Raw genomic sequence first — 23,215 nt, 5'->3', positions numbered from 1 at the left:
GTACGCCGGGCGAACCTTCCGCAGGACCCTCGCCCCCGTTCGTACCGGTCGGTATGCTCGCCGTGGATCGTGCGCCGCCGCTGCCGCCCCCTCAGGGAGGACCCCGTGTCCCGCAACGCCCGTACCGCCCTCCGTATCTGCCCGCTCTGCGAGGCCACCTGCGGGCTGACCCTCACCGTCGAGGGCACGCGCGTGACCGGCGCGCGCGGCGACCGCGCCGACGTGTTCAGCCAGGGCTTCATCTGCCCCAAGGGCGCCGCCTTCGGCGCGCTCGACGGCGACCCCGACCGCCTCACCCGGCCCCTGGTCCGGCGCGACGGCCGGTTGCGGGAGGCGAGCTGGGAGGAGGCCTTCGACGCGATCGCCGCGGGCGTGCGCCCCCTGATCGAGGAGTACGGGCCGAACGCCGTCGGCGTCGTCCTCGGCAACCCCAACGTGCACACCATGGCCGGCGCCCTCTACCCGCCGGTCCTCCTCAGCACCCTCGGCACCCGCAACCTGTTCACCGCCAGCACCCTCGACCAGATGCCCAAGCACGTCTCCTCCGGACTGCTCTACGGCGACCCGCTCGCGATCCCCGTACCCGACCTGGACCACACCGACCACCTGCTGCTCCTCGGCGCCAACCCGCTTGAGTCCAACGGCAGCCTCTGCACCGCGCCCGACTTCCCCGGCCGCCTCAAGGCGCTGCGCGAGCGCGGCGGCACCCTCACCGTCGTCGACCCGCGGGCCACCCGCACCGCCGCGCTCGCCGACCGCCACCTCGCCATCCGCCCCGGCGCCGACGCGCTGCTCCTCGCCGCGCTTGTCCATGTCCTCTTCGAGGAGGACCTGACCGCGCTCGGCCGCCTTGAGCCGTACGTGGACGGGGTGGCCGAAGTCCGGGAGGCGGTCGCCGAGTTCGGTCCGGAGGCCGTCGCCGCCGCCTGCGACGTACCGGCCGCCGAGATCCGCGCCGTCGCCCGGCAGCTCGCCGCCGCGCCCACCGCCGCCGTGTACGGACGCATCGGCACCTGCACCGTCGAGTTCGGCACCCTCGCGAGCTGGCTCGTCGACGTCCTGAACGTCCTCACCGGCAACCTCGACCGGCCTGGCGGCGCCCTCTTCCCGCTCTCCGCCACCGGCAGCGCGCCCCGGCCCGCCGCACCCGGCAAGGGCTGGCGCACCGGGCGCTGGGCGAGCCGGGTGAGCGGGCACCCGGAGGTCAAGGGCGAGCTGCCCGCCGCCGCGCTCGCCGAGGAGATCGACACCCCCGGCGAGGGCCGCGTCCGTGCGGTGCTCGTCCTCGCCGCCAACCCGGTGCTCTCCGCGCCCGACGGCGACCGCCTCGACCGGGCGCTCGCGGGCCTGGACTTCATGGTCAGCGTCGACCCGTACCTGAACGAGACCTCCCGGCACGCGCACGTGGTGCTGCCCCCGCCGCCGCCCGCGCAGAGCGCGCACTTCGACTTCGCCTTCAATGCCCTCGCCGTACGCAACCAGGCCCGCTACACGCGCGCCGCCGTACCGCTCCAGGACGGCAACCTGGACGAGTGCGAGATCCACGCCCGGCTGATCCTCGCCGTCTCCGGCATGCACGGGGCGCCCGCGCGTGCCGTGGACGACATGGTGATCGAGCGCGCCCTCGGCAAGGCCGTCGCCGACACCCACGCGCGCGGGCACGGCCGCGACCCGAAGGAACTCGCCGCCCTCCTCACCGGCGACAGCGGTGCCGAACGCCGGCTCGACCTGATGCTGCGCCTCGGCCCGTACGGCGACGGATTCGGCGCCGAACCGGACGGCCTCGGCCTCGGCCGGCTGCTCGGCCACCCGCACGGCATCGACCTCGGGCCGCTCAAGTCCCGGCTTCCGGAGGTCCTGCGCACCCGCAGCGGCCGTGTCGAGCTGCTGCCCGAGCCGGTCGCCGCCGACCTGCCGCGGCTGCGCGCCGCCCTGGACCTCAAGCCTGACGGCCTCGTCCTCGTCGGCCGCCGCCATCTGCGGTCCAACAACAGCTGGCTGCACAACGTCCCCGTGCTCAACCGCGGCTCCAACCGCTGCACCCTGCAGATCCACCCCGAGGACGCCGCCCGCGCCGGGATCGCCGACGGGGCGCCGGTGCGGGTCAAGGGCGCCGGGGGAGAGGTCGAGGCACCCGCCGAGGTCACCGCGACCGTACGCCGGGGAGTGGTGAGCCTCCCGCACGGCTGGGGCCACGACCGGCCCGGCACCCGTACCGCCGTCGCCGCGGCCGCTCCCGGGGCCAACGTCAACCAGCTGCTCGACGGGACGCTCCTGGACCCGCTGTCCGGCACGGCGGTGCTCAACGGGGTGCCGGTGCTGCTCACGCCCGTCGCCGCAGCGCCCGGCACCAGCGCGTGAACGTGCAGGCAACGCCGTGACCTGGGGTTTTGCTCTTATTGCTCGCAGGTCAACATCTTGTTAACGCGGAATACCGGGTCTTAACGTCATGCGAACCGCCGGCCCTGGTGGGTGTTCAAGGGCGAACGTTAGGTACCCCAAATGCTGACAATCCTCGGCTTCGCCATGATCGCGACCTTCCTGGTCCTGATCATGATGAAGAAGATGTCGCCGATAGCGGCACTGGTCCTGATCCCCGCGCTCTTCTGCGTCATAGTCGGACAAGGAGCACAACTCGGCGACTACGTCCTCGACGGCGTCACCGATCTCGCGCCCACCGCGGCGATGCTGATGTTCGCCATCGTCTACTTCGGCGTGATGATCGACGTCGGCCTGTTCGACCCGATCGTCCGGGCCATCCTGCGGTTCTGCCAGGCCGACCCGATGCGGATCGTCGTCGGAACGGCCCTGCTCGCCGCGATCGTCTCGCTCGACGGCGACGGCTCCACCACCTTCATGATCACCGTCTCGGCGATGTATCCGCTCTACAAGCGGCTGAAGATGAGCCTCGTCGTGCTGACCGGTGTCGCCGCCACCGCCAACGGCGTGATGAACACCCTCCCCTGGGGCGGCCCCACCGCCCGCGCCGCGACCGCGCTCAAGGTGGACGCCACCGACATCTTCGTGCCGATGATCCCGGCGCTCGCCGTCGGCCTGGCCGCCGTCGTCGTCCTCGCGTACGTCCTCGGCCGCCGCGAGCGCAAGCGCCTCGGTTACCTCTCCCTGGACGAGGTCACGGAGACGGTCACCGAGACGGTCACCGAGACCGCGGGCACGAAGGTCCTCGTCGGCGCGGGCAACGGCGCGGCCGCGGGCTCGGGTGCCGGCGCGGGCTCCGGCTCCGGCGACCACAGCGCCCCCTCGTACGAGAACGAGGACGGCGAAACCTTCTCCGGGCTCGACCCGAACCGGGCCACCCTGCGCCCCAAGCTGTACTGGTTCAACGCGCTCCTGACCGTCGCCCTGCTCACCGCGATGATCACCGAACTGCTGCCCATCCCGGTGCTGTTCCTGCTCGGCGCCGCGCTCGCGCTCACGGTCAACTTCCCCAACATGAGCGACCAGAAGGCCCGCATCGGCGCCCACGCCGAGAACGTCCTCAACGTCTCCGGCATGGTCTTCGCCGCCGCCGTCTTCACCGGCGTCCTCACCGGCACCGGCATGGTCGAGTCCATGGCCCAGTGGATGGTCGACTCCATCCCCGACGCCATGGGCTCGCAGATGGGCCTGGTCACCGGCCTCCTCTCGCTGCCGCTGACCTACTTCATGTCCAACGACGGCTTCTACTTCGGCATCCTCCCCGTCCTCGCCGAGGCCGGCGCCGCCCACGGCGTGTCCCCCGTGGAGATCGCCCGCGCCTCCATCGCAGGCCAGCCGCTGCACATGTCGAGCCCGCTGGTGCCCGCCGTGTTCGTCCTCGTCGGCATGGCCAAGGTCGAGTTCGGCGACCACACCCGGTTCACCGTCAAATGGGCCGCGCTCACCTCGCTCGTGGTGCTCGGCTCCGCCATCCTCTTCGGGATCATCTGACCCATGCGGCACGGCAGTTCAGGGCCCGGAAGGACGTGGCTGCTGCGCCTCGTCATCGCCTTCGGCTTCGCGCAGGGGGCGGTGTCGATGGCGCGGCCCGCGGTCTCCTACCGGGCCCTGTCGCTCGGCGCCGACGAACGCGCGATCGGCGTCATCGCGGGCGTGTACGCGCTCCTGCCGCTGTTCGCCGCCGTCCCCCTCGGCCGCCGCACCGACCACGGCCGGTGCGCGCCGCTGCTGCCGGCCGGCGTCGTCCTGATCGCGGGCGGCTGCGCGCTGAGCGGCGCCGCGAACTCCCTGACCGCCATGGCCGCATGGAGCGGCGTCATGGGGCTCGGGCACCTGTGCTTCGTGATCGGCGCCCAGTCGATCGTCGCCCGGCAGTCCGCGCCCGCCGAGCAGGACCGTAATTTCGGCCATTTCACGATCGGGGCCTCACTCGGTCAGCTCGTCGGCCCGATCGCCGCCGGACTCCTCATCTCCGAGCAGGACGGGGCGATGGCGCGGACCAGCGCACTCGCCCTGACCGCCGCCGCCGCGGTCGCCGCCGTCGCCTGCACCTCGCTCTGGCGCATCGAGCACCGCGCCCCGTCGTCCGGCACGGGCAGGGACCAGGGCGCCGTGGGGGTATCTCCCTGTTCGAGCGAAGCCGAGAACTCGGGGAACCCCGTACGCCGCATCCTGCGCACCCGCGGCGTCCCCGCGGGCATCCTCATCAGCCTCGCCGTGCTCTCCGCCACCGACATCCTCACCGCCTACCTGCCGGTCGTCGGTGAGCACCGCGGCATCGCGCCCGCCACCGTCGGGCTGCTCCTCAGCCTGCGCGCCGCCGCCACCATCGCCTGCCGCCTGGTCATGACGCCCATGATCCGGCTGATCGGCCGCACCGCCCTGCTCGTCGCCACCTGCCTCGTCGGCGGCCTGCTCTGCGCCGGGATCGCCCTGCCCGTACCGGTGTGGGGGCTCGCCCTGATGCTCGCCGCGCTCGGATTCTGCCTCGGTGTGGGCCAGCCGCTGTCCATGACGACCGTCGTCCAGGCCGCCCCCGACGGCGCCCGCTCCACCGCTCTCGCGCTGCGGCTGACCGGGAACCGGCTCGGCCAGGTCGCCGCCCCCGCGTCCGCCGGGCTCGTCGCCGGAGTCGCGGGCGCCGCCGCGCCGTTCCTGATGCTCGGCGTGCTCCTCATGGGCGCCGCCGGGCTCGCGACGCGCGGCGGTCTGCGGTCGCAAAGGACCATCGGAACACCGGGCGCGAAGCACGCCCAGAAGGCCCACGCGCAGCACCGAGCAGGGTGAATCCAGCCACACTGTTCCCGTGGTTAACCCGCCGTTCACACGGCAACTTGCACACTGGAAACAGCACTTGGGCACAATGGTGATCACCGCTCAACGGCACACCGCGCGCCCGAGCGCGTGCGGCGTTTGCCGTTCCGGCCGTGAACCAGGTGTGAAGCCAGGTGTAAGCCAGGTGTGAAGCCAGGTGTAAGCCAGGTGTGAACCGTCCACAGGTGCAAGGGGGTTGAGATGCGTCGGTGCCGTGCCCTGATCGGTGCGCTGACCGCCGCTCTCTGCGTCCTTCTCGCCCTCGCCCTGGCCACGGACAGCGCCGTGACCCACCCGGGCGGCCCGACCCCCGCGGCCGGGACCCCGTACACCGCGGTCGCGGCCGCGCCCGTGAGCCCCGTCGCCGTGGGCCAGGGCCGCGGCGCCGCCAACGTCGAACACGACCGCCACCCGGGCCCGTTCGACGACTGCCGGCACCGGCGCGCGATCCGCGTCTCGGCCGCCGTGTCCGCGCCGCAGTCCGAGCCCTGCGCGTGCTGCGCGGCCCCCGAGCCCGCCGTACACCCGGCGCGCACCCCGGAATCCGTCACCGGGCACGCCGCGGTCGCCGCGGTCCCCGACCCCGGCGAACGGCCGTCCCTGCTGCAGGTGTTCCGCTGCTGAGCCCCGCCCTCCACCGGGACGCCCCAGAGCACGCCAACCGCCCCGCGGCCCCTCACCCGTAGGCCACCCCGCGCGGCCCCGGCACCTTCGGTACGCACCTGCGCGGTCACCGAACGTCCCGGCCCCACTCTCACCTCATTCCTCACTTCAGCGCCCCCGACCACGTTTCCCGACGGCCGGACGACAGCGCGCACCGACCGAGGCGACACCGTCGTCGCCCCGGAGCCGCGCCCTGCCCGACCGCCCGGCGTGGAACGCCTGGAGGAACCTTCATGCACGCGTTCATCGACCATGCCCGTGACTTCGCCGGCCGCATCGCCGCGGCGGGGGAGGAGCGCGAGACCTTCGGCCGGCTCGCCGAAGGGCAGTCCCCCGAAGCCCTGTTCATCACCTGCTCCGACTCGCGGGTGATCCCGTCCCTGTTCACCGGCGCCCGCCCCGGCCAGCTCTTCGAACTGCGCACCGCGGGCAACGCCGTGCCCGAGTACGCCGAGGGCGCCAGCGGCGAGTCCGCCACCATCGAGTACGCGGTCAGCGTGCTCCAGGTCCCCGACATCGTGGTGTGCGGCCACTCGCACTGCGGCGCCGTCCGCGCCCGCGTGCACGGCGAGGACCTGGCGGCCGTGCCCGCCGTCGCCGGCTGGCTGGAGCGGCAGCTGCCGCACCTCCCGGTCCGCGACCCGGAGTCGGGCATCGACGACGACGCCCGGGTGGCCGGCCATGTGCAGCGCCACGTCAAGGCCCAGCTCGACCGCCTTCGTCAGTACCCCTGCGTACGCGAGGGCCTGGCGGCCGGACGGCTGCGTCTGCACGGCTGGTACTACGCCATCGACACCGGCCTGGTCATGCAGCACGACCAGGCGGCCGACGCCTTCCTCCCACTGTGAAGGGAAAGAACAGCATGCCTGCCCCCACAAAGGACGTCCCCACCGACGTCCCCGCCGGCAGCGGCCCCCGCGGCACGCTCCGGTACGACCTGACCGCCTCCCTGGTCGTCTTCCTCGTCGCCCTGCCGCTCTGCGTCGGCATCGCCGTCGCCTCCGGCGTCCCCGCCGAGCTCGGCATCGTCACCGGCATCGTCGGCGGCCTGCTGACCGGCTTCCTGCCCGGCAGCTCCCTGCAGGTCTCCGGCCCCGCCGCCGGACTCACCGTGCTCGTCTACGAAGCCGTGGACACGTACGGCGTGGCCGCGCTCGGTGTGCTCGTCCTCGCCGCCGGCGCGCTCCAGATCACCATGGGCGCGCTCAAGCTGGGCCGCTGGTTCCGGGCCATCTCGCTCGCCGTCGTGCAGGGCATGCTCGCCGGTATCGGCCTCGTCCTGATCGCCGGACAGGCGTACTCCCTGGCCGACCTGGAGGCGCCCGGCGGTGGCCTCGCCAAGCTCGCGGGACTGCCGGGACTCGTCCTCGACGTGGCCGCGTCGCCCGATGCGCTCGCCGCGTTCTGTGTCGGCGTCGGCACCATCGCGCTGCTCGTCCTGTGGCCGCGCTGGAAGGCCGCCGCGAAGATCCTGCCCGCCCCGCTGGTCGCCGTCGCCGCCGCCACCCTCGCCGTCGCGGTGTTCGGCCTGCCGGTGGCCCGGGTCGAGGTGCAGGGTCTGCTCGACGCCGTACAGCCGCCCGGCGGCGCCGAGTTCGCCGCGCTCGCCGACGTCGCGATGCTCGGCACGGTCCTCGCGTTCGCGCTGATCGCGTCCTGCGAGTCGCTGTTCAGCGCCGCGGCCGTGGACCGGATGCACGACGGCCCGCGCACCGACTACGACAAGGAGCTCATGGCGCAGGGCGCCGGCAACGCGGTCTGCGGCGTCCTCGGCGCGCTCCCGATGACCGCGGTGATCGTCCGCAGCTCGGCCAACGTCGCTGCGGGCGCCCGTACGAAGGCCTCCCGGATCCTGCACGGTGTCTGGCTGCTGATCTTCGCGGCGGCCCTTCCGGCGGCCCTCGGCGTCATCCCGCTCGCCGCGCTCGCCGGTGTCCTGGTGCACGCCGGGTTCAAGCTCATCCCGTGGAAGGACCTGAAGCCGCTGTGGCGCGAGCACCGCGGTGAGCTGTTGATCATGACGGTCACGGCCGTCGCGATCGTCGTCGGCAACCTCTTCGAGGGCGTGCTCATCGGCCTGTTCCTCGCCATCGCCAAGACCGCCTGGGAGGTCTCGCACGTACACATCGACGTCACCGAGGAGCCCGTGGCCGAGGAGGGCAGTGAACCCGCCCTGAAGATAAGGGTGCTGGGCAACGCGACCTTCCTGCGGCTGCCCAAGCTGCTCGACTCCCTGGAGTCGCTGCCCGCCGACCGTGAGCTGCACATCGACCTCACCGGACTGCGTCACGTCGACCACGCCTGCGCGATGGCGCTGGTCACCTGGGAGGAGCGGCACAACGCCCTCGCGGGCGCGGCGCCGCCGGTCAAGGTCACGAAGGCCGAAGTGAAGGCCGGAGCGATGGCCTGAGTGACGGCCTGAGTGACGGCCCGAGTGACGGCCCGAGTGATGGCCTGAGCGTCACGGAGGGAACGGAGCGGCCCGGCGGTGCACCCACTGCCGGGCCGTTCCGTACGCCCGTACGCTGCAACCGGACCCTCAGCGGGGCCCCGGCGACCCTGGCGCGCGAAAACTAACACCGCTAGTTTGGGTCGCGGACGACTTCGGTCGCGGACGACTTCGGTCGTGGATCACGCAAGCAGGCTCGGAAGGAGTGCCATGAAGGCGCACGACGGCATGTACATCGGCGGCGCGTGGCGCCCTGCCGCAGGCCAGGACACGATCCCGGTCGTGAACCCGGTCGACGAGCAGGTGATCGCCCACGTCCCGGCAGGCACCCCCGAGGACGTCGACGCCGCGGTCGGGGCCGCCCGCGCCGCCCTGCCCGGCTGGGCCGCGACCCCGCCCGCCGAGCGCGCGGAGCGGATCGCCGCCCTGCGGGACGCGCTCGCCGCCCGCAAGGACGAGATCGCCGGGACCGTCACGGCCGAGCTGGGCTCGCCGCTGCCGTTCTCGCAGGCGGTGCACGCGGGCCTGCCGATCGCGGTGGCCGGTTCGTACGCCGAACTCGCCGCGTCGTACGCCTTCGAGGAGAAGATCGGCAACTCCACCGTGCTGCTCGAACCGGTGGGCGTCGTCGGCGCGATCACGCCCTGGAACTACCCGCTGCACCAGATCGTCGCCAAGGTCGCGCCCGCGCTCGCCGCCGGGTGCACCGTCGTCCTCAAGCCCGCCGAGGACACCCCGCTGGTCGCGCAGCTCTTCGCGGAGGCCGTGCACGAGGCGGGCGTGCCCGCGGGCGTGTTCAACCTGGTCACCGGGCTCGGCCCGGTCGCCGGGCAGGCGCTCGCCGAGCACGCGGGCGTGGACCTGGTGTCGTTCACCGGCTCCACCGCCGTCGGCAGGCAGATCGGCGCCACCGCGGGCGCGGCCGTCAAGCCCGTCGCCCTGGAGCTGGGCGGCAAGTCCGCCAATGTGATCCTGCCCAGCGCCGACCTCGCCAAGGCCGTCAACGTGGGCGTGGCCAACGTCATGGCCAACTCCGGCCAGACCTGCAGCGCCTGGACCCGGATGCTCGTCCACGCCGACCGGTACGAGGAGGCGGTCGAGCTGGCCGCGGCGGCAGCCGCCAAGTACGGCGAGCGCATCGGCCCGGTCGTCAACGCCAAGCAGCGGGACCGGGTGCGCGGCTACATCGAGAAGGGCGTCGCGGAAGGCGCCCGCGTGGTGGCCGGCGGCGCCGGAACCCCGTACGACAAGGGCTACTTCATCACCCCGACGGTCTTCGCGGACGTCCGCGCGGACATGGCCATCGCCCAGGAGGAGATCTTCGGCCCGGTCCTGTCGATCCTGCCGTACGCCGACGAGGACGAGGCCCTGGCCATCGCCAACGGCACCGTCTACGGCCTCGCCGGAGCCGTCTGGGCCGGTGACGAGGAGGAGGCCGTCGCCTTCGCCCGCCGCATGGACACCGGCCAGGTCGACATCAACGGCGGCCGCTTCAACCCGCAGGCCCCGTTCGGCGGCTACAAGCAGTCCGGCGTCGGCCGCGAGCTGGGCCCGCACGGTCTGGGCGAGTACCTCCAGACCAAGTCCCTGCAGTTCTGAGCCCGCCGTCCGAACCTGTTCTGTCCGAACCTGTTCTCTCCGCACCTGTTCTGTCCGAACCTGTTCTAGGAGTACGCCACGTGGTCCGCGCCGCAGTCCTGCCCGCCGTCGACGCCCCGCTGGAGATAGCCGAGATCGACCTGCCCGAGCCCGGCCCCGGCCAGGTGCGGGTCCGTCTCGCCGCCGCCGGGGTCTGCCACTCCGACCTGTCCCTGTCCAACGGCACCATGCGCGTGCCCACCCCCTGCGTGCTCGGCCACGAGGGCGCGGGCACCGTCGTCTCCGTCGGCGCGGGCGTGACCCACGTGGCGCCCGGTGCCGGGGTCGTCCTCAACTGGGCGCCCTCCTGCGGCAGTTGCCACGCCTGCTCGATCGGCGAGGTCTGGCTCTGCACCAACGCGCTCGCCGGCGCCGCCTCCGTCTACGCGAAGCTGCCCGACGGCACCGAGCTGCACCCCGGCCTGAACGTCGCGGCGTTCGCCGAGGAGACCGTCGTCGCCGCCAACTGCGTGCTGCCCGTGCCGGACGGGGTGCCGCTCACCGACGCGGCCCTGCTCGGCTGCGCGGCCCTCACCGGGTACGGGGCGGTGCACCACTCCGCGCGCGTACGCGAGGGCGAGTCGGTGGCGGTCTTCGGCGTCGGGGGCGTCGGCCTGGCCACCCTCCAGGCCGCGCGGATCGCCGGGGCGGGCCCGATCGTCGCCGTCGACGTCTCCCCGGAGAAGGAGGAGCTGGCCCGCGCGGCCGGCGCCACCGAGTACGTCGTCGCCTCGGACACCACCGCCCGCGAGATCCGCAAGCTGACCGGCGGCCAGGGCGCGGACGTGGCCGTCGAGTGCGTGGGCCGTGCCGTGACGATCCGCACCGCCTGGGAGTCCACCCGGCGCGGCGGCCGTACGACGGTCGTCGGCATCGGCGGCAAGGACCAGCAGGTCAGCTTCAACGCGCTGGAGATCTTCCACTGGGGTCGTACGCTCGCCGGTTGCGTGTACGGCAACACGGATCCCGAGCGCGATGTGCCGATCCTCGCGGAACACGTGCGCGCGGGGCGCCTCGATCTGGGCTCCCTGGTCACGGACCGGATCGGCCTGGACGGCATCCCGTCGGCCTTCGAGAACATGCTGGCAGGTAAGGGGGGCCGGGCGCTGGTGGTGTTCGACTAGGGCTTTTCACTCCCCGCCCGCCCCCCCCCGAGGCGCCGCAGGCTCCGGAAGGGGCGGGCAGGGGAGAAGCCCCGCGCCGCACCCCGGTGCACCCGCACCCCGGTGCACCCGCACACGGCCGCACCCGCACACGGCCGCACCCGCACCCGCACATGGCCGCACCCGCACACGGCCGCAGCCCACACCCACACGCCCACAGCCCAACCCTGACCGCACCCCCCCAACCCCGACCGCACACCCCGCGGCCGGGGCTTTCGTGCTGTCTGCACGCAGGAAACCCCGGCAAACCCCCCGGCAAACGCCCGGCAAAAACTGTGACCGCGCGACCCGTTGACCGCGCACCGACTGGTCGGTACGTTCCCCGCACATCACGGCGCCGCCCCCCGAATCCACCGTCCCCGCACCCACCGGAGTGTGCATCCGCATGGACTCGGCACCTTCCGCAGTCACGCCCGGAACCCCCGGAACCCCCGGAACCCCAGGAACCCCCGGAACCGCCCAAGGCCCGACGGACAAGCACCGCCGCAGGGTGGCCACCGCCGCCGCGCTCGCCTCGGCGGTCGAGTGGTACGACTACTTCGTCTTCGGCATCGCCGCCGCCCTCGTCCTCGGCGAGCTCTACTTCCCCGCGGGCAGCCCCTCCGCCGGCGTCCTCGCCTCCTTCGCGACCTTCGCCGTCGGCTTCCTCGCCCGCCCCGTCGGCGGCGTCATCGCCGGTCAGATCGGCGACCGGCGCGGCCGCAAGCCCATGCTGGTGATGGCCCTGACCCTGATGGGCCTCGCCACCACGGGCATCGGTCTGCTCCCCACGTACGAGACGATCGGCATCGCCGCCCCGCTGCTCCTGGTCGTTCTGCGCATCCTGCAGGGCATCGCCGTCGGCGCCCAGTGGGGCGGGGCGATGCTGATGGCCACCGAGTACGCCCCCGAGGGCAAGCGCGGCCTGTACGGCAGCCTCGTCCAGCTCGGCGTGCCCATCGGCGTGGTGACGGCCAACACCGTCTTCCTCCTCGCCGGCGCCCTCACCAGCGAGAGCACCTTCGCGGCCTGGGGCTGGCGACTGCCGTTCCTGGTCGGCCTGCTGGTGCTCGGGCTCGCCTGGTACATCCACGCCAAGGTCGAGGAGACCCCCGCGTTCAAGGAGGCCGAGAAGGCGCTCGCCGAGAAGGAGAAGGGCGACGGCGAGCAGCGCTCCCCGCTGCGGACGATCCTGCGCGACCACCTCGGCACCGTGCTGCTCGCGGGCGGCTCCTTCGCCGTGAACACCGCGACCTTCTACATCATCATCACCGGCGTCCTCGACTACACGACCCGCGAACTCCACATGGAGCGCGAGTCGGTCCTGATGGTCTCGCTCTGCATCAGCATCACCCAGCTCGCCCTGATCCCGCTCTCCGCGGCCCTCTCGGACCGCATCGGCCGGATCCGCATCTACGGCCTGGGTGCGGTCGGGCTCGCCGTGTGGGCGGTGCCGATGTTCCTGCTCATCGACACCGGCTCACTGCTCTGGCTGGCCGTCGGCACGTTCGTCTGCAGCTGCTTCCTGAGCATCATGTACGGGCCGCAGGCCGCCCTCTTCGCCGAGCTGTTCACGGCCGAGATGCGGTACACGGGCGCTTCGCTCGGCTACCAGATCGCGGCCGTCGCGGGCGGCGGGCTCGCGCCGTTCGTGATGGTGCTGCTGCTCGAACTCACCGGCACGTCCATGTCGGTGTCGGCGTACATCATCCTGCTCGCCGTAGTCGCGCTGATCAGCATCAAGGTGCTCGCCGGGCGGGCCGCCGCTCGCTGACCGGGGGTGCGGGGGCCGCGGGGCGGTGTCGCGGGACCGGCGCGTCCGGGAGCGCGACACCGCCACGCCCGTCACCCCGCGGCGCGGGACGCGTCAACGGGCCTTCGCGGCGGGCCGGTCGGGGCCGGCAGCGCGTCGTTCGGGGCCGGCCAGTGACTCGTACTGCACCGCGAGCCCGTCGAGGAGCGCCTGCAGGCCGGTGGCGAAGGCGCGCTCGTCGACCTGCTGCTGGCGGTCGGCGAGCAGGTGGGCCTGGCCGAGGTGCGGGTAGTCGGCCGGGTCGTACGCCGTCTCGTCGTCGACGAAGCCGCCCGCGAACGAGCCGAGCGCGGAGCCCTGCACGAAGTACCGCATCAGCGCGCCGATCGACGTGGCCTGCGCGGGCGGCCAGCCCGCCGCCGTCATGGCGCCGAACACCGCGTCCGCGAGCCGCAGTCCGGCCGGGCGGCGGCCGGGGCCCCGGGCGAGCACCGGGACGATGTTCGGGTGCTCGGTGAGTGCCGCGCGGTAGGAGACGGCCCAGTCGTGCAGCGCGGTCCGCCAGGGCCTGCCGTCCTCGAACATCGACAGGTCGACCAGCGCGCTCACCGAGTCCGCGACCGCCTCCAGGATCTGGTCCTTCGTACGGAAGTGGTTGTAGAGCGAGGGCCCGCTGACGCCCAGTTCGGCGGCGAGGCGGCGGGTGGAGAGCGCGGCGAGCCCTTCCGCGTCCACGAGTTCGCGCGCCGTGTCGACGATCAGGTCTCGGCTGAGCAGGGGCTTGCGCGGTCGGGCCATGCGGCTCATAGTAGGCCCTGCCGAAGGAAAACTAGCAGTGGTAATTAAAGCCTGATCGACAGTGGGGTGTGCGCGGTGGACCTGGAGCTGAGCGAGGAACAGAACGCCGTCCGACAGCTCGCCCGCGACTTCGTCGACCGGGAGATCGCGCCCCATGTCGTCGACTGGGACCGGGCCGAGAGCGTGGACCGGGGCATCGTGAAGAAGCTCGGCGAGGTCGGCTTCCTCGGCCTCACGATCGACGAACAGTACGGCGGCTCGGGCGGCGACCACCTGGCGTACTGCCTGGTCACCGAGGAGCTGGGCCGGGGCGACTCGTCCGTGCGCGGCATCGTCTCCGTCTCCCTCGGCCTGGTCGCCAAGACCATCGCGTCCTGGGGCGACGAGGACCAGAAGCGGCAGTGGCTGCCCGGCCTCACCTCCGGCGCGCAGATCGGCTGCTTCGGCCTCACCGAGCCCGGCACCGGCTCCGACGCGGGCAACCTCACCACGAGGGCGGTACGGGACGGCGACTCGTACGTCATCGACGGCGCCAAGATGTTCATCACGAACGGCACCTGGGCCGATGTCGTCCTGCTCTTCGCCCGCACCGGCCCCGAGCCCGGCCACCGGGGCGTCTCGGCCTTCGTGGTCCCCGCCGACACCCCCGGCCTCACCCGCCGCACCGTCCACGGCAAGCTCGGCCTGCGCGGCCAGGCCACCGCCGAACTGGTCCTGGAGGGCGTACGGGTGCCGGAGAGCGCGCTGCTCGGGCCCGAGGGCAAGGGGTTCGCGGTCGCCATGTCCGCGCTCGCCAAGGGCCGGATGTCGGTCGCGGCGGGCTGTGTCGGGATCGCACAGGCGGCCCTTGACGCGGCCGTGGGGTACGCGGGCGAGCGCGAGCAGTTCGGCAAGCCCATCGCCCAGCACCAGCTCGTCCAGGAGCTGATCAGCGACATCGCGGTCGACGTGGACGCGGCCCGCCTCCTCACCTGGCGTGTGGCGGACCTGATCGACCGCGGGCGGCCCTTCACCACGGAGTCGTCGAAGGCCAAGCTCTTCGCCTCCGAGGCGGCGGTCCGCGCGGCCAACAACGCCCTGCAGGTCTTCGGCGGCTACGGCTACATCGACGAGTACCCGGTCGGCAAACTCCTGCGCGACGCCCGCGTGATGACGCTGTACGAGGGCACGAGCCAGATCCAGAAACTGGTCATCGGGCGCGCGCTGACGGGGATTTCGGCTTTCTGAGTACGTGGTTGAGTATCGCGTTCTGAGTACGTGGTTGAGTACCGCGTTCTGAGTACGTGGTTGAGTAGCTGTACGGATAGGAGAGGCCGCCGCTCCGGGCGATCCTCTCCCGCATGACATCCGAAGCGCCGAACAAGAACCACAACACCGCCGCGTACTACGGCATGGCGGTGGCGTCCTTCGCGGTCGCCCTCTCGGCCGTCGTGATCGCCGTCCTCTACATGGACGTCGACGTCTGGATCCGGGCCTTCCTCGCGATCGCGATGCTCTACCTCGTCACGTCGTCCTTCACCCTCGCCAAGGTCGTCCGCGACCGGCAGGAGGCGGGGGCACTGGTCAGCCGGGTCGACCAGGCGAGGATCGAGAAGATCCTGTCGGACCACGACCCGTACAAGACGCCGTAAGACGCGCCCGAAAGGGCGCGGGGAACTGCTCGACCAGCCACGAAGGCGCTGCAGACAGACGGCGGCGCCGCCGGACCTTCGGGAAGGGGCGGGAAGGAAGGAGCCGCCCGCAGGGCGACGGGCCCGCACCCGGTGGACGGTGCCCTGACCCCTTCCACCCCCGCCCGCACCCGGTCGACGGTGCCCTGACCCCGTCCACCCCTAAGCGCTTGCTCACCGTCAGCGGGTATGGTGTGCGTCCTGCCAGACGGAAGGGGCCAGAGGATGAGCACCGCGGAGGAGACCGGCGGCGAGGACATGCCGTGGGGCGAGGTGAGCCCGGACGCGGCCAGGCGGCTGCTGATCGCCGCGGTCGAGGCCTTCGCCGAGCGCGGGTACCACGCGACCACCACGCGTGACATCGCCGGCCGCGCGGGCATGAGCCCCGCCGCGCTCTACATCCACTACAAGACCAAGGAAGAGCTGCTCCACAGAATCAGCACGATCGGCCACACCAAGGCGCTCACCATCCTGGAGTCCGCCGCGGACGGCCCCGGCAGCGCCGCCGACCGCCTCGCCGAGGCCGTGCGCTCCTTCGTCGTCTGGCACGCCGGCCAGGCCACCACCGCGCGCGTGGTGCAGTACGAGCTGGACGCGCTCGGCGAGGAGCACCGCGCCGAGGTCGTCCTCCTGCGCCGCCGCTGCGACGCCGCCGTGCGGCGGATCCTGAGCGACGGCGTCGAGGCGGGCGAGTTCCAGGTGCCGGACGTCTCCGGGACCACCCTCGCCGTGCTCTCCCTCTGCATCGACGTGGCCCGCTGGTTCAACGTGGACGGCCGCTGGACGCCGGACGAGGTCGGCGCGATGTACGCCGACCTCGTGCTGCGGATGGTGGGCGCCGGGACCGGGGCCCCGAGCCCTCAGAAGTAGAAGCGCGACACCGACTCCGCCACGCAGGCCGGCTTGTCCGAGCCCTCCCGCTCGACTGTCACGGTCGTCGTGATCTGCACGCCGCCGTCCTTCGTGGGCGTGACCTCCTTCAGTGTGCCGGTGGCGCGCAGCCGCGAGCCGACCGGGACGGGGGAGGGGAACCGCACCTTGTTGGTGCCGTAGTTGATGCCCATGCGTACGTTCTCCACGCGCATGATCTGCGGCACCAGGGTCGGCAGCAGCGAGAGCGTGAGGTAGCCGTGCGCGATCGTCGTGCCGAAGGGGCCCTCGGCGGCCTTCTCCGGGTCGACGTGGATCCACTGGTGGTCGCCCGTGGCGTCGGCGAACAGGTCGATCCGCTTCTGGTCGACCTCCAGCCAGTCACCGCTGCCCAGCTCCTCGCCGACCGCCGCCCGCAGCTCCTCGACCGACCGGAAGATCCTCGGCTCCGCCATGTCTCTCGCCTCCCACATGAGCATGTAAGTATGTCTAAGCGCTTGCTCAGCATGCTTGCCGGTATGTGTGCCTGTCAACGGATCACACGGGTAGGGTCGATGGGGTGGCGCAGATTCCGGAGAAGGTTCATGAACTCACCGTCGGCCAGCTGTCCCAGCGCAGCGGCGCCGCCGTCTCGGCCCTGCACTTCTACGAGTCCAAGGGCCTGATCGGCAGCCGCCGCACCAGCGGGAACCAGCGCCGGTACACCCGGGACACGCTGCGCCGGGTCGCGTTCATCCGGGCCGCCCAGCGGGTCGGCATCCCGCTGGCCACCATCCGGGACGCGCTCGCGCAGCTGCCCGAGGAGCGGACGCCGAACCGTGACGACTGGGCGCGGCTGTCCGAGGCGTGGCGCTCCGAGCTGGACGAGCGGATCACGCAACTCGGCCGGCTCCGGGACCACTTGACCGACTGCATCGGTTGCGGCTGTCTGTCGCTGGAGACCTGTGTGCTCTCCAATCCGGACGATGTCTTCGGTGAACGCCTCACGGGGTCGCGGCTGTTGGCGGAGGGCCGGAAGTAGGGGCTGCCCGCCGAGGGCTTTCGGGAAGGGGCGGGGTGGGGAGAAGTTCTGCAGGCCCGCACCACACCCGACGCCCGATGGAGGAGTGCCGATGAGTCTCGTGATCTGCTCGCTGCTGTGGGACGCCGCGCAGGGCGGCAGGCAGTCGGTCAGCTATGACGACGACGGCTACCACCTGGTGCGCTTCCCGTACACCTCCGGTCAGGAGTCGTACGACCCATGGAAGATGCACGACCCGGCGCACGGCGGCGGCGAGCCGTCGGCGTTCCCGGACGCGCGCTCCGGGCTCATCTGGCCCAGCCACGACGGCTGGGGCATACTCTCCGCGCTCGTGTTCTGGGAGCCGGACTCCCGCCCCAACGAGTACCGCGCCAGATTCGTGCGCAACCCGCTCGGCTCCGGCTACGACTCGACGGCCACCACGGACTCGGCGCCGACGGGCGGCGGCCAGTACCGCTCGTACGTCTGGCAGATGTTCGTGCACAAGGGCACGCCGCTCGGCTTCAAGGTGTCCGCGCGCGACACCGGGGACGTGAAGGTCAAGACCCCGTTGATGCACGCCCAGTTCAAGCTGGCGATCCACACGGACTGGCAGACGCCCTGAGGTTCGGGAGGGCGCGGGGGCGCGAGGGCGCGGGGGTGCGGGGGCGCGGGGGCGCGGGGGTGCGGCTGGAGTCGGCGCACCCCCGTGGCGCTCACACCGTGACGAGGGTCCTGGGCCGCCGGGCCCGCGCGAGTGATCCGGGTGCGAGGACCGGCTGCGGTACGACGATGCCGCAGCCGGTGCACACCGGCCCCGCGGAGGGTTCGTGCGCCAGGTCGTACTTCCAGACGATGTCGGCCGAGGCGCAGACCGGGCAGCGGCTCCCCGGCTCCCGTCCGAGGGCCGCGATCAGTCTGCGCAGCACGTCGGCGAGCGGTTCGGCGGGGTGGACGTGCGGGTCGTCGCACCAGGCGACGCCGTGCCCGCCCCAGGTGAGGCGGTGCCAGTCGTGGACGCTGCCGGGCCGCCGCAGCCCGTCGTGCTTCTCCTGCTTGCGCCGGTGCGCGAACTCCGTCTCGTACGCGAGCCACACCGCCCGCGCCGCTTCGAGTTCGTCGAGCGCGGCCGTCAGACGTGCCGGGTCCGGGGACCGGTCCTCGGGGCCGAAGCCGGCCCGCCTGCACAGGTGGTCCCAGGTGGCCCGGTGGCCGTACGGGGCGAAGCGCTCCAGGCATTTGCGCAGCGAGTACCGCCGCAGGGCCAAGTCGTTCTGTCCGTCGCGGACCTGTCTCGCGAGGCTTCTGAATCCAGCCACCGCATCACACCTCCGTCGCTGCTGCTTCGGCTACTTCGGCGTCGGCGAAAAGACGTCGCCCCATAGACGTATCGACACGCGATCCGGCTCCATCCGATTTCCGATGGCGCCCATCGGCCGCGCATCGAGTGAACGGGAGTCCATCACAGGGCCCGTGGGATCCGCGTAAGCCCGCCGCCGACCGCGCCGACGCCGACTGTGGTGATTCGGAAAAGCCGACTGTGGTGATTCGGAAAAGGTGACTGTTGTTCATCTTCAGCTCTCCCTCTACCGCCGGTAACCTCCCGGCCACCGTCTTCGGGAGGAGCAGGGAATGCAACGGCGCACCCCACGCAGAGCGATCCGCAGAGGCCATCGCGTCCGCGGCGGCCCAGGGGGCCTTCTCGCCGCGGCGGCCCTGCTCGGCGGGCTGCTCGCGCCGCTGCCGCAGGCCGCCGCGGCCGCAGAGCCCGAGCAGGCCACCGCCGCGGAGGACTACTGCGGCGGGCAGTGCGCCGACATCCTGCCGCCCGGCGCCAACGGCAGCGCCACCCTCGCCGAGATCCTCGGCCACCGCCTCTTCGGCACCAAACCGGCCCACAGCGACGACCAGTTGGGCCCCTACGACGCACTCTCCTCCGGGTACAAGTCGCTCACCGACGACAAGCTGACCGACTTCTTCCGGGACTCCTCCTTCGGCGTCCCCGAGGACCAGGTCGCCTCGGTGACCAAGCCGCGCGAGGACGTCACGATCACCCGGGACAAGCAGAACGGCGTCCCGCACATCAAGGGCACCACCCGCTACGGCACCGAGTTCGGCGCGGGCTACGCGGCCGGCCAGGACCGGCTGTGGCTCATCGACCTGTTCCGGCACATCGGGCGCGGCGAGCTGACCCCGTTCGCCGGCGGCGCCCCCGCCAACCAGGGCCTGGAGCAGCAGTTCTGGCCGCAGGCCCCGTACACAGAGAAGGACCTGGAGCAGCAGGTCGAGTGGCTGCGGGAGAACTCGGGGCCACGCGGCGAGCAGGCCATGGCGGACGCGCAGGCGTACGTGGACGGCCTCAACGCCTACCGGGAGAAGGCGAAGAAGGGCCGCTACTTCCCGGGTGAGTACGTGCTGACCGGCAAGGTCGACGCGATCACCAACGTCGGGGAGATCGAACCCTTCAAGATCACCGACATGATCGCGCTCGCCTCGGTCGTCGGCGGCCTCTTCGGAGGCGGCGGCGGGGGAGAGGTGGACGCGGCGCTGTCGCTCCTCAAGGCGCAGGAGAAGTACGGCGTCGAGAAGGGCACGAAGGTCTGGGAGTCGTTCCGGCAGCGCAACGACCCGGAGACCGTGCTCACCGTCCACGACGGCACCAGCTTCCCGTACGCGGGCAAGCCCGAGAAGGCGCGCGGCAAGGCGATGCCGGACGCGGGCTCCGTCGAGCGCGAGCCGCTGGTGTACGACCGCGAGGGCGCCGCGAAGACCGCCGCCAAGGACCCGGTGAAGGCCCCGGAGAAGCTGAAGAAGCTGCAGGGGATGTACGACGACGGCGTGCTGCCCGAGGACACGTTCGGAAGGCTCGACTCCCCGTCCCGCAAGGGCATGTCGAACGCCCTCCTGGTCTCCGGCAAGCACACCGCGAGCGGAAACCCGGTGGCCGTGTTCGGCCCGCAGACCGGCTACTTCGCGCCGCAGCTGCTGATGATGCAGGAGCTGCAGGGCCCGGGCATCAGCGCCCGCGGCGTCTCCTTCGCGGGCGTCGGCATGTATGTCCAGCTCGGCCGCGGCCAGGACTACGCATGGAGCGCCACCTCCGCCAACCAGGACATCACCGACACCTACGCGGTGGAGCTCTGCGAACCGGACGGCTCGGCGCCGACCAAGCGGTCCGCGCACTACCGGTACCGCGGCGACTGCCTGCCGATGGAGAAGCTGGAGAAGAAGAACGCCTGGAAGCCGACGATCGCCGACTCCACGGCCGCGGGCTCCTACCGCATGCAGGTGTTCCGTACGAAGTACGGCATCGTCACGCACCGCGCGACCGTCGACGGCGAGCCCGTCGCGTACACCTCGCTGCGCTCCACCTACCGGCACGAGGCCGACTCGATCATCGGCTTCCAGATGTTCAACGACCCGTCGTACATCAAGGACGCCGAGTCCTTCAAGAAGGCCGCCGAGCACATCGGCTACGCCTTCAACTGGTTCTACGCCGACTCCCGCGACATCGCGTACTACAACAGCGGCTCCAACCCGGTCCGTGCCGACGACGTGGACGCGTCCTTCCCCGTGAAGGCCGAGAAGGCGTACGAGTGGCGGGAGTTCGACCCGGCCCACAACACGGCCGCGTACACCCCGCCCGCCGAGCACCCGCAGTCCGTCAACCAGGACTACTACATCTCCTGGAACAACAAGCAGGCCAAGGACTTCAGCGGCGCGAACTTCAGCTACGGGGCCGTGCACCGCGGCGATCTGCTCGACGGGCGGGTGAAGGAGCTGGTCGAGGAGGGCGGTGTCACCCGCGCCTCGCTCACCCGCGCCATGGCCGAGGCGGCGGTGACGGACCTGCGCGGCGAGCAGGTGCTGCCCGAACTTCTGAAGGTGCTGCGCAGCGAGCCGATCGCCGACCCCGGACTCGACAGGGCCGTCCAGCAGTTGGAGTCGTGGCGGAAGGCGGGCGCGCAGCGCAACCAGACCTCGGCCGGGTCGAAGGTCTACGCCCACCCGGACGCGATCCGCATCATGGACGCCTGGTGGCCGAAGCTGGTCGAGGCGCAGTTCAAGCCGGGGCTCGGGGGTGAGCTGTACGAGGCGCTGACCGGGCAGCTCGCCGTCGACGAGGCCCCGTCGGCGGCCCACGGCCCGACCGGCGCGCACGCGGGCTCGGCCTTCCAGTACGGCTGGTGGGGCTATGCCGACAAGGACCTGCGTACGGTGCTCGGGCAGCCGGTGCGGGGCGAGTTGGGCGACACGTACTGCGGCGGCGGTGAGCTGTCGGCCTGCCGGGACGTGCTCCTGAAGAGCCTCGGCGAGGCGGTCGCGCTCTCGCCCGAGCAGGTCTACCCCGGCGACGACAGCTGCAAGGCCGGCGACCAGTGGTGCGCGGACACGATCATTCACCGGGCGGTCGGCGGCATCACCCACGAGCCGATCCAGTGGCAGAACCGGCCCACGTACCAGCAGGTGGTGGAGTTCCCGGCGCACAGGTGAGGCCCGGGGGGGGGCTCCGCCCCCGGACCCCTCGCCGGAGGGGCTGAATTTCAGCCCCTCCGGCGAGCCCCGACAGGGAAACGAAAAGCCTCAGCCCAACTCCCGCTCCCGCGTCTCCGGCAGCGCCAGCACGCACAGCAGGGAGACGACGGCCATCGCGGACACGTACCACCCCACCGCCCCCGACCCGAAAGACGCCTGCAGCCGGGTAGCCACCAGCGGCGCGACCGCCCCACCGGCCACCCCGCCCAGGTTGTACGCGAACGAGGCCCCCGAGTACCGCACCCGCGCCCCGAACAGCTCCGGCAGATACGCGCCCATCGGCCCGTACACCACCCCCATGCAGAACAGCGCACCGCCCAGCGCGATCGCGATGAGGACCGGCTGCTCGGTGTCCATCAGCGGGAACAGGACGAGTCCCCACACCACCGCGAGCCCGCTGCCCGCGAGGACCAGGCGCCGCCGCCCGCCCGCGTCGGACCTCCTCGCCGCGAACCAGGTGCCTGCGGCGAGGAACACGCAGGCCACCATGGACAGGCCGAGCATGGTGTTCCGGGAGACGCCGAGCGTGTTCGTGCCGTACGCCAGGCAGTAGGTGGTGGCCGTGTAGAAGAGGCCGTACGCGACGATCATCCCGCCGGCGCCGAGCAGCAGCTCGCGCGGGTGCCGCTTGAACACCTCCAGGGCGGGGGCCTTGCTGGCCTCCTGCGCCGCCATCACGCGCGCGAAGACCGGCGTCTCACTGATCTTCAGGCGGACGAAGAGACCGACCGCCACCAGCAGGAACGACAGCAGGAACGGCACCCGCCAGCCCCAGTCGCGGAACGCCTCGTCGGACAGCACGGACGAGAGCAGCCAGAAGATGCCGGTCGCCGCGAAGAACCCGACGGACGGGCCGAGTTGGGGGAACGCGGCGAACATCCCGCGTCGCCCGCGCGGCGCGTGTTCCACGGCGAGCAGCGCCGCCCCGCCCCACTCCCCGCCGAGCCCGACGCCCTGCAGGAACCGGAGCAGGACGAGCAGCAGCGGCGCCCAGATCCCCCACGTGCCGTAGCCCGGCAGCAGGCCCACGAGCGCCGTGGAGAGCCCCATGAGCAGGAGCGAGGCGACCAGGACGGACTTCCGGCCGACCCGGTCCCCGAAGTGGCCGAAGACCAGCGAGCCGATGGGCCGCGCCGCGAACGCCACCGCGTACGTGGAGAACGCCGCGAGCGTGCCGTTGACCGGCGACAGGTTGGGGAAGAAGGCGTCGTTGAGGACGAGCGCGGCGGCCGTTCCGTAGACGTAGAAGTCGTAGAACTCGATGGCGGTGCCGATGAAGCTGGCCACCGCCACCCGGCGCAGGCTCTCCGGACTCTCGTCCGTGGGAACCGCGCCGGCGGCGCCGGCTTTGCTGGTGGTGGGGTCGTCGTCGATCACGTCGGCACTGTGGCGATCGGTGTAGCGTGCAGTCAATAGTGGCGACGGCCGGTCTCGGATGCTGAG

19 protein-coding genes are annotated in these 23,215 nt (G+C 72.0%); 15 read left to right on the top strand and 4 right to left on the bottom strand.

Annotated features, from left to right (window positions below; translation table 11 throughout):
* Positions 1–105: 105 nt before the first annotated feature.
* The 9 genes from QIS99_RS21775 (at position 106) to QIS99_RS21735 (ending at position 12,919) form a co-directional block, all read left to right on the top strand.
* A complete protein-coding gene (locus QIS99_RS21775) occupies positions 106–2,361 on the top strand; it encodes a molybdopterin-dependent oxidoreductase (RefSeq protein ID WP_282515251.1) in 2,256 nt (751 codons plus the stop codon).
* A gap of 141 nt (positions 2,362–2,502) precedes the next feature.
* On the top strand, positions 2,503–3,930 hold the full coding sequence (locus QIS99_RS21770; RefSeq protein WP_282515250.1) for a CitMHS family transporter: 1,428 nt from the start codon (positions 2,503–2,505) through the stop codon (positions 3,928–3,930).
* 3 nt (positions 3,931–3,933) lie between these two features.
* On the top strand, positions 3,934–5,226 hold the full coding sequence (locus tag QIS99_RS21765) for an MFS transporter (protein WP_282515249.1): 1,293 nt from the start codon (positions 3,934–3,936) through the stop codon (positions 5,224–5,226).
* Positions 5,227–5,454: 228 nt separating this feature from the next.
* Positions 5,455–5,877, top strand: a complete 423-nt coding sequence (locus QIS99_RS21760; RefSeq protein ID WP_282515248.1) for a hypothetical protein — start codon at positions 5,455–5,457, stop codon at positions 5,875–5,877.
* A 272-nt stretch (positions 5,878–6,149) separates the two neighbouring features.
* On the top strand, positions 6,150–6,764 hold the full coding sequence (locus QIS99_RS21755) for a carbonic anhydrase (RefSeq protein ID WP_282515247.1): 615 nt from the start codon (positions 6,150–6,152) through the stop codon (positions 6,762–6,764).
* Between the two features lie 14 nt (positions 6,765–6,778).
* A complete protein-coding gene (locus QIS99_RS21750; RefSeq protein WP_282515246.1) occupies positions 6,779–8,326 on the top strand; it encodes a SulP family inorganic anion transporter in 1,548 nt (515 codons plus the stop codon).
* Between the two features lie 249 nt (positions 8,327–8,575).
* On the top strand, positions 8,576–9,964 hold the full coding sequence (locus QIS99_RS21745) for an aldehyde dehydrogenase family protein (RefSeq protein WP_282515245.1): 1,389 nt from the start codon (positions 8,576–8,578) through the stop codon (positions 9,962–9,964).
* Positions 9,965–10,044: 80 nt separating this feature from the next.
* Entirely contained in the window at positions 10,045–11,127 is a 1,083-nt protein-coding gene (locus QIS99_RS21740) for a Zn-dependent alcohol dehydrogenase (RefSeq protein ID WP_282515244.1), read from the top strand.
* Positions 11,128–11,551: 424 nt separating this feature from the next.
* On the top strand, positions 11,552–12,919 hold the full coding sequence (locus tag QIS99_RS21735) for an MFS transporter (RefSeq protein ID WP_282515243.1): 1,368 nt from the start codon (positions 11,552–11,554) through the stop codon (positions 12,917–12,919).
* Positions 12,920–13,012: 93 nt separating this feature from the next.
* On the opposite strand, the gene QIS99_RS21730 is transcribed toward QIS99_RS21735, so the two are convergent.
* Positions 13,013–13,696, bottom strand: coding sequence for a TetR/AcrR family transcriptional regulator (locus QIS99_RS21730; RefSeq protein WP_282515242.1), 684 nt, complete (start codon positions 13,694–13,696; stop codon positions 13,013–13,015).
* A gap of 75 nt (positions 13,697–13,771) precedes the next feature.
* Between QIS99_RS21730 and QIS99_RS21725 the strand changes: the two genes are divergently transcribed.
* The 3 genes from QIS99_RS21725 (at position 13,772) to QIS99_RS21715 (ending at position 16,236) form a co-directional block, all read left to right on the top strand.
* Positions 13,772–14,923, top strand: coding sequence for an acyl-CoA dehydrogenase family protein (locus QIS99_RS21725; protein ID WP_282515241.1), 1,152 nt, complete (start codon positions 13,772–13,774; stop codon positions 14,921–14,923).
* A gap of 113 nt (positions 14,924–15,036) precedes the next feature.
* The gene (locus tag QIS99_RS21720) at positions 15,037–15,327 is read left to right on the top strand and encodes a YiaA/YiaB family inner membrane protein (protein ID WP_282515240.1); all 291 of its coding nucleotides are present in this window, start codon (positions 15,037–15,039) and stop codon (positions 15,325–15,327) included.
* 264 nt (positions 15,328–15,591) lie between these two features.
* Positions 15,592–16,236: a TetR/AcrR family transcriptional regulator gene (locus QIS99_RS21715; RefSeq protein ID WP_282515239.1), complete on the top strand. Its 645-nt coding sequence runs from the start codon at positions 15,592–15,594 to the stop codon at positions 16,234–16,236.
* On the opposite strand, the gene QIS99_RS21710 is transcribed toward QIS99_RS21715, so the two are convergent.
* Positions 16,227–16,691, bottom strand: a complete 465-nt coding sequence (locus tag QIS99_RS21710) for a MaoC family dehydratase (protein WP_282515238.1) — start codon at positions 16,689–16,691, stop codon at positions 16,227–16,229. The two genes, QIS99_RS21715 and QIS99_RS21710, sit on opposite strands and share 10 nt — an antisense overlap.
* Positions 16,692–16,795: 104 nt before the next feature.
* Here QIS99_RS21710 and soxR point away from each other — a divergent pair, with 104 nt between their 5' ends.
* Positions 16,796–17,257, top strand: coding sequence for a redox-sensitive transcriptional activator SoxR (gene soxR, locus QIS99_RS21705; RefSeq protein ID WP_282515237.1), 462 nt, complete (start codon positions 16,796–16,798; stop codon positions 17,255–17,257).
* 91 nt (positions 17,258–17,348) lie between these two features.
* Complete coding sequence (locus QIS99_RS21700) at positions 17,349–17,861, top strand: hypothetical protein (RefSeq protein WP_282515236.1); 513 nt, start codon at positions 17,349–17,351, stop codon at positions 17,859–17,861.
* Between the two features lie 91 nt (positions 17,862–17,952).
* Here the strand turns inward: QIS99_RS21700 and QIS99_RS21695 are convergent, their stop codons facing one another.
* On the bottom strand, positions 17,953–18,555 hold the full coding sequence (locus QIS99_RS21695; RefSeq protein WP_282515235.1) for a hypothetical protein: 603 nt from the start codon (positions 18,553–18,555) through the stop codon (positions 17,953–17,955).
* A 313-nt stretch (positions 18,556–18,868) separates the two neighbouring features.
* Between QIS99_RS21695 and QIS99_RS21690 the strand changes: the two genes are divergently transcribed.
* The gene (locus tag QIS99_RS21690) at positions 18,869–21,730 is read left to right on the top strand and encodes a penicillin acylase family protein (protein WP_282515234.1); all 2,862 of its coding nucleotides are present in this window, start codon (positions 18,869–18,871) and stop codon (positions 21,728–21,730) included.
* 90 nt (positions 21,731–21,820) lie between these two features.
* Here QIS99_RS21690 and QIS99_RS21685 read toward each other — a convergent pair whose 3' ends face one another.
* Complete coding sequence (locus QIS99_RS21685; RefSeq protein ID WP_282515315.1) at positions 21,821–23,074, bottom strand: MFS transporter; 1,254 nt, start codon at positions 23,072–23,074, stop codon at positions 21,821–21,823.
* Between the last annotated feature and the right edge of the window lie 141 nt (positions 23,075–23,215).

Source organism: Streptomyces solicavernae, from assembly GCF_029968095.1.
GTDB classification, from domain to species: domain Bacteria; phylum Actinomycetota; class Actinomycetes; order Streptomycetales; family Streptomycetaceae; genus Streptomyces; species Streptomyces solicavernae.
The sequence above is the reverse complement of the archived record's forward strand: the minus strand, read 5'-3'. Positions and strand labels throughout refer to the sequence as shown.

Coding starts and splice junctions, on each gene's coding strand:
- QIS99_RS21770 (WP_282515250.1), top strand. CDS start 2,503: ATGCTGACAATCCTCGGCTTCGCCATGATCGCGACCTTCCTGGTCCTG.
- QIS99_RS21765 (WP_282515249.1), top strand. CDS start 3,934: ATGCGGCACGGCAGTTCAGGGCCCGGAAGGACGTGGCTGCTGCGCCTC.
- QIS99_RS21760 (WP_282515248.1), top strand. CDS start 5,455: ATGCGTCGGTGCCGTGCCCTGATCGGTGCGCTGACCGCCGCTCTCTGC.
- QIS99_RS21755 (WP_282515247.1), top strand. CDS start 6,150: ATGCACGCGTTCATCGACCATGCCCGTGACTTCGCCGGCCGCATCGCC.
- QIS99_RS21750 (WP_282515246.1), top strand. CDS start 6,779: ATGCCTGCCCCCACAAAGGACGTCCCCACCGACGTCCCCGCCGGCAGC.
- QIS99_RS21745 (WP_282515245.1), top strand. CDS start 8,576: ATGAAGGCGCACGACGGCATGTACATCGGCGGCGCGTGGCGCCCTGCC.
- QIS99_RS21735 (WP_282515243.1), top strand. CDS start 11,552: ATGGACTCGGCACCTTCCGCAGTCACGCCCGGAACCCCCGGAACCCCC.
- QIS99_RS21730 (WP_282515242.1), bottom strand. CDS start 13,696: ATGGCCCGACCGCGCAAGCCCCTGCTCAGCCGAGACCTGATCGTCGAC.
- QIS99_RS21720 (WP_282515240.1), top strand. CDS start 15,037: ATGACATCCGAAGCGCCGAACAAGAACCACAACACCGCCGCGTACTAC.
- QIS99_RS21715 (WP_282515239.1), top strand. CDS start 15,592: ATGAGCACCGCGGAGGAGACCGGCGGCGAGGACATGCCGTGGGGCGAG.
- QIS99_RS21710 (WP_282515238.1), bottom strand. CDS start 16,691: ATGGCGGAGCCGAGGATCTTCCGGTCGGTCGAGGAGCTGCGGGCGGCG.
- QIS99_RS21700 (WP_282515236.1), top strand. CDS start 17,349: ATGAGTCTCGTGATCTGCTCGCTGCTGTGGGACGCCGCGCAGGGCGGC.
- QIS99_RS21690 (WP_282515234.1), top strand. CDS start 18,869: ATGCAACGGCGCACCCCACGCAGAGCGATCCGCAGAGGCCATCGCGTC.